Annotated in this window: 14 protein-coding genes; 1 reads left to right on the top strand and 13 read right to left on the bottom strand. The window is 42.7% G+C overall.

Features of this window, described 5'->3' with window-relative positions; genetic code table 11:
- Positions 1 to 21: 21 nt before the first annotated feature.
- From MKX34_RS08815 to essC, 5 genes are read right to left on the bottom strand one after another with little or no spacing between them, the layout of a single operon-like run.
- On the bottom strand, positions 22 to 375 hold the full coding sequence (locus MKX34_RS08815) for a hypothetical protein (protein WP_076297563.1): 354 nt from the start codon (positions 373 to 375) through the stop codon (positions 22 to 24).
- A gap of 21 nt (positions 376 to 396) precedes the next feature.
- Entirely contained in the window at positions 397 to 1,854 is a 1,458-nt protein-coding gene (locus tag MKX34_RS08810) for a hypothetical protein (RefSeq protein ID WP_076104574.1), read from the bottom strand.
- A 27-nt stretch (positions 1,855 to 1,881) separates the two neighbouring features.
- Positions 1,882 to 2,133 carry a hypothetical protein gene (locus tag MKX34_RS08805; protein WP_076104573.1) on the bottom strand — a complete coding sequence of 84 codons (252 nt, stop codon included), beginning with the start codon at positions 2,131 to 2,133 and terminating at the stop codon, positions 1,882 to 1,884.
- A gap of 20 nt (positions 2,134 to 2,153) precedes the next feature.
- Entirely contained in the window at positions 2,154 to 2,861 is a 708-nt protein-coding gene (locus MKX34_RS08800; protein WP_076104572.1) for a hypothetical protein, read from the bottom strand.
- A gap of 20 nt (positions 2,862 to 2,881) precedes the next feature.
- On the bottom strand, positions 2,882 to 6,868 hold the full coding sequence (essC, locus tag MKX34_RS08795) for a type VII secretion protein EssC (RefSeq protein WP_076274895.1): 3,987 nt from the start codon (positions 6,866 to 6,868) through the stop codon (positions 2,882 to 2,884).
- Between the two features lie 582 nt (positions 6,869 to 7,450).
- Here essC and MKX34_RS08790 point away from each other — a divergent pair.
- Positions 7,451 to 7,786 (top strand): potassium channel family protein, encoded by a 336-nt coding sequence (locus tag MKX34_RS08790; RefSeq protein ID WP_076104570.1) that lies wholly within the window; start codon positions 7,451 to 7,453, stop codon positions 7,784 to 7,786.
- A gap of 327 nt (positions 7,787 to 8,113) precedes the next feature.
- Here MKX34_RS08790 and MKX34_RS08785 read toward each other — a convergent pair whose 3' ends face one another.
- The 8 genes from MKX34_RS08785 to MKX34_RS08750 all read right to left on the bottom strand — a co-directional run bounded on the left by MKX34_RS08785 (position 8,114) and on the right by MKX34_RS08750 (position 14,003).
- Positions 8,114 to 8,683 carry a manganese catalase family protein gene (locus tag MKX34_RS08785; protein ID WP_036684067.1) on the bottom strand — a complete coding sequence of 190 codons (570 nt, stop codon included), beginning with the start codon at positions 8,681 to 8,683 and terminating at the stop codon, positions 8,114 to 8,116.
- Between the two features lie 50 nt (positions 8,684 to 8,733).
- Positions 8,734 to 9,000, bottom strand: a complete 267-nt coding sequence (locus MKX34_RS08780) for a spore coat protein CotJB (protein ID WP_036684069.1) — start codon at positions 8,998 to 9,000, stop codon at positions 8,734 to 8,736.
- A 3-nt stretch (positions 9,001 to 9,003) separates the two neighbouring features.
- Entirely contained in the window at positions 9,004 to 9,222 is a 219-nt protein-coding gene (locus MKX34_RS08775; protein ID WP_036684070.1) for a spore coat associated protein CotJA, read from the bottom strand.
- Positions 9,223 to 9,429: 207 nt separating this feature from the next.
- A complete protein-coding gene (locus MKX34_RS08770) occupies positions 9,430 to 10,455 on the bottom strand; it encodes an AI-2E family transporter (RefSeq protein WP_076104569.1) in 1,026 nt (341 codons plus the stop codon).
- Between the two features lie 47 nt (positions 10,456 to 10,502).
- Positions 10,503 to 10,997, bottom strand: coding sequence for a DedA family protein (locus MKX34_RS08765; protein WP_076100017.1), 495 nt, complete (start codon positions 10,995 to 10,997; stop codon positions 10,503 to 10,505).
- Between the two features lie 7 nt (positions 10,998 to 11,004).
- The gene (gene pssA, locus MKX34_RS08760; protein WP_036684073.1) at positions 11,005 to 11,529 is read right to left on the bottom strand and encodes a CDP-diacylglycerol--serine O-phosphatidyltransferase; all 525 of its coding nucleotides are present in this window, start codon (positions 11,527 to 11,529) and stop codon (positions 11,005 to 11,007) included.
- A gap of 42 nt (positions 11,530 to 11,571) precedes the next feature.
- On the bottom strand, positions 11,572 to 13,326 hold the full coding sequence (locus MKX34_RS08755; RefSeq protein ID WP_076104568.1) for a HAMP domain-containing sensor histidine kinase: 1,755 nt from the start codon (positions 13,324 to 13,326) through the stop codon (positions 11,572 to 11,574).
- Positions 13,323 to 14,003 (bottom strand): response regulator transcription factor, encoded by a 681-nt coding sequence (locus MKX34_RS08750; RefSeq protein ID WP_076100020.1) that lies wholly within the window; start codon positions 14,001 to 14,003, stop codon positions 13,323 to 13,325. Before MKX34_RS08750 ends, MKX34_RS08755 begins: the two co-directional genes overlap by 4 nt.
- Between the last annotated feature and the right edge of the window lie 43 nt (positions 14,004 to 14,046).

The raw sequence follows: 14,046 nt of genomic DNA, 5'->3' as shown, positions 1-14,046 counted from the left end.
TTCAAGACCTCATTTCCATCCCTATTTAATTTTCCCTGTCGATTTTGCGGCTGCGGTCGCCGCTGCCGCTGCTGCCCGTTCGGAGGCTTGTCTTTCAGCTTCCTTAATTCTGGCTGCCTCTGCTCTCTCTTCCTCCACCTGCAATTTATCTGCATAGTTCATCATATTTGATTCAATTTGGGCTACGGCAGCTTTAAATTCGTTCATTTTCTTAATCCATTCCTCACAATGCTGCTTAAACTCTTCCCCACCCAAATCTACCCAATAACCAGACACTCCTGTGATTGCCGCTCTCATCTTATCGCTGCACTCCTGGGCAGGGGAGAGAAGTCGATGGCAATCAAAAGCAATGCCTCTAACCATACCTGAATTCATACCCAGCCTCCTGATTTATAATTACCGGCTCTCCGGAACGAATGAAAATCCTATGCCTATTAACAACAAGGTCACAAATAAGACCATCCCAACAATTCCCCAGAGCAACGTTTGCTTGCGAAAGAGCTTTTTCTGAACGGTCAGCAGCTTCATTACCCATTCAACAGCCGCTTTATCTGGATACAAAGGATCTTGATGTGCAGGCATCAGAGTCGTTTGAATTTCTGCAAAATCCTTTTTCAACATTTGTAATACTTCCTGATGTCCATTTTCCAGCAGTAACCTGCACCGCTTGCGCTCATAAGGGTTAAGGGTGTTCAGCTTCTCTTTCAGCAGTTCATACTTCCACATAGCCCCGTTGCCTACCAAAATAGGAATTTGCGAGTTCCACCACAGCTCGAGTCCGCTGGTGCCCTTCCGCTCCCGATGGATATCCACCCATAGAATGATATGCGTGAACTCACTGGCCAAAAGCTCCGAAATATCCCACGAATACCCTCTGCGGTAGAAAGTGACTCCTTCATATTCGAACATGGTAGAAACCGAATCTTCTTTCTCACCCTTAAAAACAATCTGTTCAAGCGAACTGATTTCGGGCCTGTCATCTCCGCATACCAGAGGCTTCCAACCCAGTTCTGCCAGACCCGCAGCCAGCAGAAATGCCGCCGCACCTACATCTTCTTCCCCTCCAACACCACAAACTCCGATGACAAGTGGTACATTGCTGCCCAGAATTCTCGTATTTGCTGCTGGCATCGACTCTTCTTCTACCGGAATAGATTGTTCCAGACTCTCCAGCGTTTCCGCTTCGGCTAATGACGGGGTCTCCTTTCTGGCCGGAGGCCCCAGTCTAGGCGGGGTTGATCCTGCTGAAGAGCGAGGAGCAACGGAAGGTCTCCTGTTGGCGGCATCTGCTACAGTTCTAGAACCGACTGCTGGCTGTGGACGGGTAAGCGACTCCACCGGTCTCGGAGGAGCAGACGGCGCCTCTTCCACTGCCGCGTCAGAAGCTGCTCTTGATGATGAGCCTTTAAACGATGCAAAAAGGCCTTTCTTTTTACCCAGGATATGATAATAATCCCTTGTAGTTTTTTTCTCTTTGATCCAATTCAGAAGATCATCGCCCTGGAATTCCGTAGTGAACTGAAGATCATGTATGTTCATATTTACAAGGGTCCGTATAAATTCAATATCCGTTTGCAGCACCGGATCTAACTGAACAATCAGCCGTGTATGTTTAAGATATTTGCGGATCAGTGTCATGAAACTGATAATATCCTCAGCCTTGACCGGTGTGCCCAGACCCGCGCCGCCCTCCATAATTACAATGGATGAAGGATCGACTTCCTTGCTACTGAAACCACTTATAAAACTATGTAATGTAGAATGTTTACCGGAAATTACATAACCCTCATGCTCCAGCGACCTGGATAGCAGCATTATAAGTTCAGGCGAGCAGACTAAGTGTACGCTTTTCATAGGAATCCTCCTTTACGATCTCCCAGCTCAATAGGGTAAAATACGAACTATGGCTCCGTCCCCTTGTATAATCTCTGCGAGAACAGCATGCGGCCCCAACTCCATCCATTCTTCGCCCGTACGGCTGGCTTCACATTTAAATTCCCAGTTATCCGGAAGCCAGTTGGCTTGCTTAAGTAGCTCGATACATTGCCCTGTAGAAATAGAAAGAGAGACTTCCAAATCCAAATACTTCTCTCTTTCACCTTTAAATACAAAAGTAGTCAGTGCAGTTGACATAGTCTGATCCCCCAGATTTGTTAAGCTTCTTGCAGCCAATTACATAACTCATTTACTACTGCAGGCAAGGAATGCGTGGTTTGACTGACGTCATCTTCCACACCACGCAGCAGCCACATTTGTTCTTCATGAATCAACAGGTTCAGTTCGCGAATCACCTGTGCCTCCTCAGTAATGCATTGGATTTCTGCCAAGGAAGTTATGAATGCACCTGCTTGAAGAGACTTCCCCACCCACGTTTCAAGATCTACTTCTTTATTTATCGCTTTTTGTAATTTTTCTTTATCGCTCAATTCCCACACTAAAGGGATTCTCTCAATGACCTGATACATCAGCTCATGTAGTGCATAAATCTCCTGAAGCTTATAGGTGTTACTTTCCGGCTGATGCTCAAGTTCAAACCAAACTTCATCCTGAACAAAATAGAATACCTTGCAAGTCTGCTGATTTGTATGCATAAGCTGACAACAATAAGATTTGCAACTGGATGCAACAGCGATACCTCTATGAAGCACTTCATTCACTTTGGCGAGCCCCACAAAATCAACCTCTAAATATCCCTTTACTTCCAGCGACCTCATCTGTGTATCCATTAGGGAGCGTAAATTGCGCTCCGATTCGCCTTTAAGATCGATTTCCAGACCTGGAAAACTGGTTCCTCCTATTAAAGCAGTTAAATAGATAATTTCTAAAGGATGCAATTCAAATATTTCACGAGCCGGCTTCATCGCTTTCTTCACCTGCTTATCTATAGTTCTGTAATCATTTTGAGGCGTGAAATGGATCCCTCTGTTAACAGCATCGCTTCAGTATTGTCCAACACCTCGTTCAGCTCATGGTATTCCAATCCCTCGAGTAGTGGAGCATAAGACAAATGATCGTTGGGTCTTCCATCGGACAACAATGCATGTCCACTGTTAATCAGTTCACCGGCAAAATCAGTGACCAATTGCATTTGACTCAGTTCAAACGAATCGCTGCCGACCAGCAGCATTACACCAAGTCCACCGCCAAACCTCGCTATCCGCTCCAAATGATCCAGTGAATCATTCTCCATCAGATCAAAAGCAGACTTAAGATGAGGCATTACAATGACAAGAAGCGGGTACTTAGACAGAATATACTCAGCCTCGTCAAATTCTTCACGATTTTGGACATCTGAAAAAGCTTGCCGGGCATCATTTTTCCTTAGTTGCAGCTGATCCACTAAGGATTGTGTGAGCTGTAAAAACTCTTCAGCTGTACTCATATAGCGGGTAATCGTTGAACTAACTTTCAGGCTTGGTATACTGACAACACCACTGTCAAACAGATGGAATTCCATGTTTATTTCGCCTGCCGATTTATCAAGAACTTGTATTAAGGCGTTAAATCTAAAGTCCACATACTTTTGAGTGGTGTAAGACACTACAAAATTGCTAACCTGCTTTACATTAATCTCTACCGGAAGCGTAGTATCCCAATCCAGCCCAAGCGGTACCAGATAATTCCCTTGCGGTTGTTCCTTAGGCACACGTTCCAAAAGCTCTGCCAGTGAAAGCTTGTCCGGGATCACTGAAATTCCTACAGGATTATTCACACCTGCCACTGCTTTCATCTCCGAACTAATCCGGCGGAGAGAGGCAGCAATCTGATCATCCGAGCTGCCATCCACAGGAAGCGCGGTATGAAATTCCAAAATCCGGTTATCTTTGAGCAGTCCGCGGCCTACGGTATTCGTTGGCTCCATCCCTTCTGTTCTGCCCAGAATACTGGAATAATCCAATCTATCAGACATTTGATATACTAGAGCCTGCTTAATATTCTGGCTGATTCGGTAAGGATAAGAGGTTACAGCATTGGCAGCGAACACGAAGTATATCCCGTAATTACCACCTTCACGCACCAACTTGGAAAGCTCTAAGATAAAGTCATCATATGCTTCTGAGAATCCTGTGTAATTATCGAGCAGAATAACAATGTAAGGAACCTTCTCTCCAGTGGCCGCACTGTAAGAGACCAAATTGCTGATTCCAAGCTGAGAAAACTTACGTTTGCGTTCATCCAGTTGGGACAACAACCAACTGATCAGTTTTCCAAGCTTTTGTTCGTCCTCTGGAAAAACAATATCCCCTACATGTGGAAGCTCGTGGAATACTCCCAAGGTACGTGTACCAAAATCCAATATATAGAAATGAACGTAATCAGGTTCATATTTCAAGGCGAGGGACATGATAATTGTCTTTAACAGCGTTGTCTTACCGCTGCTCGGCGCTCCATAAACCAGTAAATGTCCGTCCTGATTAAAATTAATATCCAGATTGTATTGCTCCTGATCTGACGGATTATCAATTCGTCCAACGGTGGCAATAAGATTCTGATCTGGCTGCTTCCATGATTGCCCATTCCAGATCTGATTCTGATCCATAACATCTGCTAAAATCATGGTCTCTGGAAGTGGAGGCAGCCACAGCTGAAAGGCCTCTCCGATCGATTGTTCAGCAGAAATGGCAGCAATATGATTAACCACAGCCTGCAGCTCACTCAGTTGCGAGGCATCATCACTGTTTTTCCCCTTCGTAATCAGGGCTCTGCGTTCACCACTTAGTGAAACGATATCCATCTTGGGACTTCCATCCTGATCTGCCTCCCCTGCTTGATAAGGTGCTCCGCTCCAGGAGGATTGGAACAAAGTGAATACTTCATTATTACCAACTTGCAAATACCCACGGCCTTTTTCTTTGATCTCTGCTGCCTCCGTGCGTTTTAGCATCTCCTGACTATCCGAAGGTGTCTGGACCTTCAGACATAATTTGAATCTGGAGTTACTCCAGATCTGGTCATCGACTACGCCAGAAGGTTTTTGTGTTGCCAATATTAAGTGAATCCCCAAGCTTCTTCCGACCCGTGCCGCACTGACCAGTTCTTTCATAAATTCCGGTTGATCTGATTTAAGTTCCGCGAACTCATCCACCACTATGATCAAATGCGGCAAGGGAAGGTTAACTTCCTTATTGCGGTAAAGAACGATGTAATTATCAATGCTGGTCACTCCAGCTTCACTGAACAGTCGCTGTCTCCGTAAAAGCTCACTTTTGATGGAGGCAAGAGCCCGATTGATCTGATTACCACCAAGATTGGTGATTGTTCCCACCAGATGCGGAAGCCCAAGAAAAGCATTAGCCATCCCTCCACCCTTATAGTCAATCAGTACAAAAGCAATCTCATGCGGATGATAATTTACCGCCAGACCCAAAAGTAATGACTGAAGCAGCTCACTTTTCCCCGATCCGGTGGTGCCGGCTACTAGACCATGTGGACCATAGCTTTTTTCGTGCATATCAAACAAAAGAAATTTACCACCTGCCCCGAGCCCCAGAGGAATGGACATGGTACGGTTAGCCTGGTTTTTTGACCAGCGCTCCATTACGTTTAGAGACTCTACCTGCTCAACCTCAAAGCTATCCAGAAAAGTAACCATTGGAGGGATATAGCTGTTATTTTGACCTTCTTTAATTCTGAGCGGAGACAAAGAACGGGCAAAAAACTCCGAATTTTTTTTATCCAGGGAATCGGCAGTAAAATAATCAGCTAAATGACTTAACAGCTGATTAGTATCTTTGCGAACCATTCCCTTACCGTCCTTAATTTCCAGAATAGCTTGGCAATTCAGCGGCAGCGCAACATCAATCTTCTCTGATGTAAAAATGCTGGTCACTCCAAGTGAAGCATTGCCCGAGAGCAAATACTTCATCATATCCGTGCTGTCCCACAGTTCAGGAGCAAAAACCAGAAAAACATAATGTGGGGCCTGCATTGGCTGTAGTCCATAACCATTCTTGCTATTTTCTTCTCTTTTTCTAAGCTCTGGAAGTAATTCATCCGCAATATTGGAGGCATCAAAGGATGTTGTAGCCAAACTTCTCTGGCTTCGATTTTTATTCCATGTATGGGGCAGCCATTTTAACCATTCCCAGTGTTCCAGATCATCAGGCTGCATCACGCATATTACCCTTACATCATCGTAGCCTTGGTGTGTTGTTAAATGAACCAGGACAGCATTGAGGAAATCACGAACCTCCTGCTGTTTGCCGTATATTCCGAGTGTATTAATACTCCTTAACGGTATGTAGACTGGAATGTCTCGTACAAAATACATCTCTTCGCATATTTTACTGGCGATTTCTTCAAGTGGGTTGTCGTCATCAATTGCTTTCGCTTTTGAGCTATATGTTGGCACCAGAGCAATCGGCTGGATTCCAGCACCAACCCGGAGATTCAGAAAATCATCTTCAATTCCTGTTTTTTCCCACAGCTGCTTGCTTCTCCCCCGTACGATTTCAACACAAGATTGAATACTTGGATGGATATATGTATAGGCTTCTCGCTGCGTACTCGCGGCACTTTGTAAATCATTACGAACCTGAAATAAGTAGTTGAGATATTTCTTTTCAAGTTTTTTGTTCTGTTCATGATGTTTTTTCACACTGGATTTATAATTTAAAATTGAAACCATGACCGTCAGAAGAGTCATACCCATGGTTGATATCAGCATGGTAAATGACCTGGTCAATGTTGACATAAATATAGAAATGACTAACATCCCGATAGGGGGGACTATAATCGTCAACCATGAGAAGGTTGGTTTTCCCGATGGCCGGGCAGGATCCTCCAAAACCATTTCACCTTCCGGGTAATTCGGTTTAATTCGAGGGGTTCTTTGTACCTGATTGGTTAGCATTTCTTGAGCACTCATCTTTTTCATCACCACTGGATAGGAATTTTGGATTAACAAGAAATAATAGTGTAAATTTTAAATAAATTATAAATTATTTTCCAATTTAGGATATACATACTGCATTATCGGTTTGTATACTTAATAGTTTATATTTTCCATAACATTTTTTGCTAAAATGGTTCAAAGATCCCCAATAAATAACCATTATTTTCATAATAGTAAAATTACTAGTGTATATAGATCCAGTTCTAAGGTCACCTCATCGTACTTTTCTTTTAGTTTAATTTAAGACATTTGGCACATTTACTTTTCCAAGGTTATTCATCACTCCTATCCACTTCCATTGCTAAATAGAAGATTTCAAAGCTTTACTTTGAAATCAACATTCCATAATAGATCCTATGAATCAGAATTTTTCTATCAAATTGAAGGAAACTTATGCTCTTAGAAGGAATTTAACTTGGGAGAGAACCAGGAAGGTGCTGCTGACTCTAACTATTTCTCAAAACAAATAAGCAACCTCATAAGAGGCTGCTTGGTTTCAATAGTTTGACTACGATTTGTTATGTATGCTCTAATATAAATGAAGGGTGGAGCTGCATGTTATCATTTTTACTAACTTTAAAACGTTTATTCTCGGGCTTATGGAAAGCGCTCAAACGTAAAAATTTCCAAGCATTATTCTTATTAGTTTTGATGACGCTGTTGTCTGGAACCATTTTTTATGTCAAACAGGAAGGTTTGTCTGTCCTGGATGCTATTTATTTCTGTGTTGCAACGCTTAGTACATTAGGTCATCCAACATTTGTTCCCCAGACAGCACTCGGAAAAATATTTACGATCGTTTACATTATTGCAGGCACAGGGTTGTTCTTGGGAATGATGGGGTATATCGCTTATGAACTGATCAAACAAACCGATAAAGATAACAATTAAATAATGGAATCCAGAACTCGTGACATTATTAATAGCCTTGTTAGCCGAAGCTGACATGGCTATTTTTTTCAAATATTCGATTATATCTGTTTCTTTTTCGCAATCACTTTCACCTTCAATCAAAGCAATGTTGATGGATTAACGTGTCTCATCTCCAATGGCTGCAAGAGCTTTACTGCTTTCACCATTACCATTGAAATGACCAAACAAGGCTTGAAAAATGGCTTTATGCATGGCTGGATTGTTGGCCGCTCCATATTTTCTAACATTAAAAGCCGTTCTCTTATAGAAGAGAACGGCTTTTAATGTTTTTTTTCACAAAAATCCTTAGAACACCCGCTTCTGATTCCGATCATCAATAATAATCTGCACCGCTTCCTTAAACCGTAGAGCATGCACTATCTCCCGCTCCCGCAGGAACTTGAGGCTATCCTGCAGGTCCACGTCATCCGTCATGTCAATCAGCCACTGGTATGTAGCCCGGGCTTTTTCCTCAGCCGCAATGTCTTCATAAAGGTCTGCCAAAGGGTCTCCCTTAGCTTGAATATAGGCTGCAGTGAATGGAACACCGCTAGCATCCGTGTAGAACAGGGCATGATCATGCGCTACAAAATGTGGCCCTAATCCCGCTTCCTCTAATTCACATACCGAAGCATCCTTCGTCAGCTTGTAGATCATCGTGGCAATCATCTCAAGGTGAGCGAATTCCTCAGTAGAAATATCGTTCAACACGCCAATAACTTTATCTGGAATCGTGTATCTTTGATTCATATAGCGTAGTGCAGCGGCGAGCTCGCCATCTGCTCCTCCGTATTGCTCACTCAAATAACGCGCCATCCGGACATCACATTTACCCACCCGTACCGGATATTGCAGTTTTTTTTCGTATATCCACATTCGGGAACTTCCCTCCTCTAGAAAAATAGTTCCTTACGGTTATACTCCTCTTACACCTGCCAAGGCCAAGGGGGTTGATTCCATTCCCATGGACATTTAGAATAAGCGCGGCCAAAATTCTGCAGCGGACCATATAACTCCTGAAAATGATTCGCTAGCTTGGTTCGTTCCAGCGTAAGCTGATTAAATTGTTCAATACTTCTCAGATCGTCAGGATGCGTATTTAGATATAAGTTCAACTCCACTAAGGCAAAATCAAGGGTCTGCAACTGTTCAAGCAATTCATAATAACGTTGGTCGCAAGGATTTGCCTCCATAGTCTATTTTCCTCCTCCTTTGCACTTGGATTCATACGGACTAAATAGTGCTGGCCAGAGCGTTCCATACTTCAGAGCCTCCTGCAAACTAAACTGTGGCAAATCGGGTGGCTGAAAGGTGATAAATTGATTGGGTGGAACTACATACGTCTTGAACGGCACCGGTGGGCAAGGATCAAACGGGCCCCTAAAGGGGGTATACCTCCGCAGCTGTGATTCCATCTTTTTTGTACCTCCTTTGTTCCTGTTCCTTCTTTAAAGACTCTGAACATTACTCCCTTAGCTAACTTATGACAGCAGGACACAATATAAAACGTTATTTACAAAAAAAGCCCATTAGCAATTTTTTTGAGCAATGTGCACGACAAATAAGCTGTCTCCGGAAAAGTACCGGAAACAGCTTATAACTTGAGTCTTTTAGTATTCAGCTTAGGGGTTCGCTCTTTTGAACGAATCTTCGTGGGTAATCTCAAGGATATCCAACATAAATACAAAGATAGGAATACCAAGAATAAGTCCCCAGACACCTATATAATGCTCAGAGAACAACAACACGCTAAAGGTGAGGAACATCGGCAAATTCATTTTTGTGGACATCAGCTTAGGATTCAAGAAATAGCCTTCGATAAAATGCAACACCGCAATAATCGCCAGCACATAAGTAACTGTTATAAGACCGCCGATGTTGTAACCAATTATTAAAAGCGGAATGAGCGAAATCAAAAAACCAACCACCGGAATGAGACTGAGCAGAAAAATCAAAATCGCCAGGGCAAATAAATACGGGAAGTTAAGCAGCCACAAGCCAATAACAGTAAGACAGGTATTGAACATGGCAATGAGAATTTGCGCTTCTATTACTTTCCCAAAGGAAACGATGAATTTTCGGCTGAAATACTCCAGATCTATATAAAACCAGGCAATCCTGCTCTCTCTCATCCTAGAAGTGAAACTGACGACCCAGTTCTTCTCCAGAATAAACACAAAGCTTAAAATGGTTGATAGAACGAAAGTTGCACCCCAGTTGCTAACCTGCAGCACATAATCGATGCCTCTTTTGATATAGGACTGATAGTTAAGGTCCCTGAGCATATCATACAAATATAATGTAATCTTGTTCTGCGGAAGATCCTCTGATTTGAGATTGGTGAGGAAGATGGCTAATTGCTTAATCTGCTCCAATACTTTAGGAAGATATTTTACAAGGGCCAGTACAATCAATGCGATTAAAGCAAGGTATAGAATGACAATAATCACCTTACTGTTAACCTTCATGAATTTACCAATTCGTTTACTGAGCACAATCTGAAAGCTGTTCATGACAAAAGCAATCAGAAACGTCAGCAACACCAGATTAAGCATCCCACGAACCATGTACAGCAGCAACCCGATAAGTGCGAGAATAAAAAAGCGTCTGGTAGTCCTATTCGCGTAGAATCGCTTGAATACATTCATTGATCTTGCTCCATTCAATTGCGATTAATAATGTTAAACTTCAATGGCTATAAAAAGGAAAACTTAGCCCCCACAAAAAAGCCGATAGAAACAAAAAGGAGTGACCAGGTTAGCGCTCCTGCAGTCGTTATAAGTATATATTTTTTGAAAGACATAGCACTGATTCCAGAGATATAGCTCGATACATGCCTCAGACCTGGAATAAAATAAGCAATGAAAATCGCCCAGTTTCCGAACCGCAAAAACCATCTTTTCATACTCGCAAAACGCTTGGGTGTAAGGCCAACCCACTTGCCGAATTTTGCTACCACAGGTTGCCCTAGTCTTAAACCAATGGTATAGCTGATAAGCATTCCTGTGATAGATCCCATAAAACAAACCAATACGGAAAGTGAAAAATCCAAAACCATAACGGAGGATAAATAGCCTACAAACAGCATTAACACCTCATCAGGCACAGGAAGTCCGATAATCCCAAGTGCCATAAGGCCAAATATGGCTAAATATCCGTACTGTGAAATAAACTCTATAATCCAAGGCATGGGTGTATCACTTCCTGTTGAAGGATTTTTTAAGGGACGGAAATGGGATACGGCTAATCATCATTACGGACAGCAATGCCATTAATCCGATGACCAGTCCTGGTTTCATACGTTCATCTAGTAAAGAAATCATCGACAGAATGACTCCAGCAGCAGTAATCGGCATCCCCACGAACCCTTTGGAAGGCGCCGACAGATTAAATCTGGCCAAACGAAGTGCGCCACAGATCAAAAAGAAAACTGCAGCTGCAGGTCCAATCCAGTGGGCATCTTCTAACCTATACAACAAGATAAGGAAGGTAGGCGCTAAACCAAATGATATAATATCCGCCAATGAGTCCAATTGTTTACCGAATTCACTAGTACATTGCAATATTCTTGCCAGTAATCCATCCAGTACATCGCATATTGCCGCGAGCAAAATCATTAATAAAGCTAGGCTATATCGTTCTTGAATCGTAAAATATAAGGACAGTGATCCTAGTCCCAAGTTTCCTAGTGTGCACGTTGAAGGCAACCAGTTCAATTTCATACAATCTCACCCCTTTCATAGCAGTATTTCTGTTGATCCGATTTAACCTACAAAGGTCACAGTAAAGCTGACACCGTTCTCCGTATTTTTCACTGTATAAAGACAAGCGTGCATATCTAGTATTCGCTTCGCAATGGAAAGCCCCAGACCCGTACCGCCTGTCATTCGACTGCGGGATGGCTCCAACCGATAGAACCGCTCCCAGATCTGCTCCAGCTGATCTTCAGGGATTGATTCTCCTATATTTTGAATAGTGAATACAATAGTCTGGGCATGACTCTCAATATTGACGGTGATAGAACTTCTTTCTTCCGCATGCCTGATAGCATTGGTCATAAAATTTAGCATAACTTGTTCGATCCAGTTCACATCCGCATAGACCGGTAATTCATTTGCAGGAATAATGATGACTTCCAAATGTTTTTCACTCAGCAAGTGGACCAGCTTGTCCGTCACCTTTTCCGTCAGTTCACTTAACATAAAGGAAGTTTTCCGAAGTTTAATCGTGCCCGACTCCAACCGCGCTAGATCTAGCATATTTTTAACAAGAAACTCCATTTTATCGGCTTCCTCAATAATTACCTTAATGTAGTGATCCTGCTTGCCGGCGCTAACGCCATCTTCCAAGCCTTCAGCAAAACCTTTGATAATACTGAGTGGTGTCTTCAATTCATGGGAGGCGTTGGCAAAAAAGTCCTGCTGCATGATCTCCATTCTTTGTTTCTGCTCCATATCCTCAACTAGCTGCTGATTGGCCTCTCTTAACTCTCGTAAAGCAGAATCCAGACTTAGTGATAAGGTGAACATGCTGTTAGAAAGGCTGCCTAACTCATCCTTCTGCCGAATCGATGTGTCCCCTGTAAAATCCAGAGAAACCATACGTTTGGCTATTTTATTTAATTTAATTAGCGGACGCGTTACCATTTTCGAGAAAAAGAGAGAAAGCACCAGAATCAGGACAAAACCACCCATTCCCAGATATAAAAAGAACCAACGCAACGCATCGTTCGAATCCTTAACTTCCTGTAATGAAGTGACTGTGAATAGTAATTCAATTTCTCCGTTACTTTGCTTCAGGGGCAGAATAACCACAGAATTGCGACTCCCACTCCAGGGAGCAATCCAGTCTTGTTTCTGTATTTTCAAATTTTTGAAGTCTTCTGCCTGCGCCGGTGTCAAAGGAAACCATTCCTCTAGAGCCTCAAACAGTATTCCCTGGCGTGGATTCCATATTTTCAAATCAGGCAGTACAACTTCTGCAACAGTACCAGATGCATGAATCGTCCCAGTCTCTCCCGTCTCCCCTATTGTTCCGCCCCCTTTTTTTGTAATGCTTATGGGGTAGAGTATAACGGGTGAAGCACTGTCTTCGTCCAAAAGTTCGCCTTCCACGCTCAACTGATCATCTACTTTAATGTTTGCTGCTCTCAGTGAATCTCCGTACTGATTCATGAATAGGGATAAAGAAACAACCATACTCTTCCCGTCATCATCGATTAGCTTTATATGAAATGGATCTTCTGAATTCATCTTTCCATCCAGCTTCAAAATAACCATTTGTGTTTTATTCCGCAGCATAAACCGGACAAGCTCCTGAGAGGTTCGAGTGCTTCCCCATGGCTCACTTATATATCTTGCCGCAAAGCTCTTAAGGTGTTTCTCCACGCGGTGCTCTTTTTGCTTCTGATAGAAATTGTCAAACAACAGCAATTGGCTTAGAATCACCATGCCATAGAAGCAAAGGAAAAAGATAACGGTCATCACAAACAGTTTAAAAGTAATTCCCCGTCTTCTCATGCCTCTTCCTCGAACATGTATCCTGTGCCAATTACCGTACGAATAAAACGTGATTCATAACCCAATTTACTTCGCAGCTTTTTAATATGACTGTCCACAACTCTGGAATCTCCTTCAAATTCAATTCCCCAGATCCGACTGAGGATCGTATCCCTTGAAATGACAATCCCTTTATTTCGTATTAAAAGCCATAAAAGATCATATTCCTTAGGGGTAAGCTCCACTTCCGCATCTTCTACCTCCAACCGATGAGCTAAGGTATTAAACATCGCGGAACCAAATTTTATTATGCCAGATTCAGGCTGATGGGTGCCTTCAACCCGCTTCATGAGTGCATTTGCCCGGGCTACCAGCACCTTTGGACTAAATGGTTTTGTAACATAATCATCGGCTCCTAATTCAAATCCATAGATTTTGTCGTCATCTGTAGACTTGGCGGTTAACAAAATGATGGGTACCGCTGATTTCTCACGAACTTCACGGCACACTTCAAAGCCATTCATAGCAGGCATCATGATATCCAGAATCAGCAGATCCGGCAACAGTGAATCAAACCAAACCAATGCATCTCTTCCATTATCCGCTTCAAGTACTTCCCAATCATTCTGTAAGAAATAATCAGATACCAGTTCACGAATACGAATTTCATCCTCAACGAGAAGAAGTTTCTTTTTCAATCTAGACCCCGCTTTCAAACAATTTATAAACATTAGCATAGAC

Origin of the sequence: Paenibacillus sp. FSL R5-0636 (assembly GCF_037974255.1) — a bacterium.
Lineage (GTDB): Bacteria > Bacillota > Bacilli > Paenibacillales > Paenibacillaceae > Paenibacillus_AQ > Paenibacillus_AQ odorifer.
The sequence above is the reverse complement of the archived record's forward strand: the minus strand, read 5'-3'. Positions and strand labels throughout refer to the sequence as shown.

Bases quoted from the DNA above. Each gene is read 5' to 3' on its own strand.
- MKX34_RS08815 (WP_076297563.1), bottom strand. From the start codon at position 375: ATGAATTCAGGTATGGTTAGAGGCATTGCTTTTGATTGCCATCGACTT.
- MKX34_RS08810 (WP_076104574.1), bottom strand. From the start codon at position 1,854: ATGAAAAGCGTACACTTAGTCTGCTCGCCTGAACTTATAATGCTGCTA.
- MKX34_RS08805 (WP_076104573.1), bottom strand. From the start codon at position 2,133: ATGTCAACTGCACTGACTACTTTTGTATTTAAAGGTGAAAGAGAGAAG.
- MKX34_RS08800 (WP_076104572.1), bottom strand. From the start codon at position 2,861: ATGAAGCCGGCTCGTGAAATATTTGAATTGCATCCTTTAGAAATTATC.
- essC (WP_076274895.1), bottom strand. From the start codon at position 6,868: ATGAGTGCTCAAGAAATGCTAACCAATCAGGTACAAAGAACCCCTCGA.
- MKX34_RS08790 (WP_076104570.1), top strand. From the start codon at position 7,451: ATGTTATCATTTTTACTAACTTTAAAACGTTTATTCTCGGGCTTATGG.
- MKX34_RS08785 (WP_036684067.1), bottom strand. From the start codon at position 8,683: ATGTGGATATACGAAAAAAAACTGCAATATCCGGTACGGGTGGGTAAA.
- MKX34_RS08780 (WP_036684069.1), bottom strand. From the start codon at position 9,000: ATGGAGGCAAATCCTTGCGACCAACGTTATTATGAATTGCTTGAACAG.
- MKX34_RS08775 (WP_036684070.1), bottom strand. From the start codon at position 9,222: ATGGAATCACAGCTGCGGAGGTATACCCCCTTTAGGGGCCCGTTTGAT.
- MKX34_RS08770 (WP_076104569.1), bottom strand. From the start codon at position 10,455: ATGAATGTATTCAAGCGATTCTACGCGAATAGGACTACCAGACGCTTT.
- MKX34_RS08765 (WP_076100017.1), bottom strand. From the start codon at position 10,997: ATGCCTTGGATTATAGAGTTTATTTCACAGTACGGATATTTAGCCATA.
- pssA (WP_036684073.1), bottom strand. From the start codon at position 11,529: ATGAAATTGAACTGGTTGCCTTCAACGTGCACACTAGGAAACTTGGGA.
- MKX34_RS08755 (WP_076104568.1), bottom strand. From the start codon at position 13,326: ATGAGAAGACGGGGAATTACTTTTAAACTGTTTGTGATGACCGTTATC.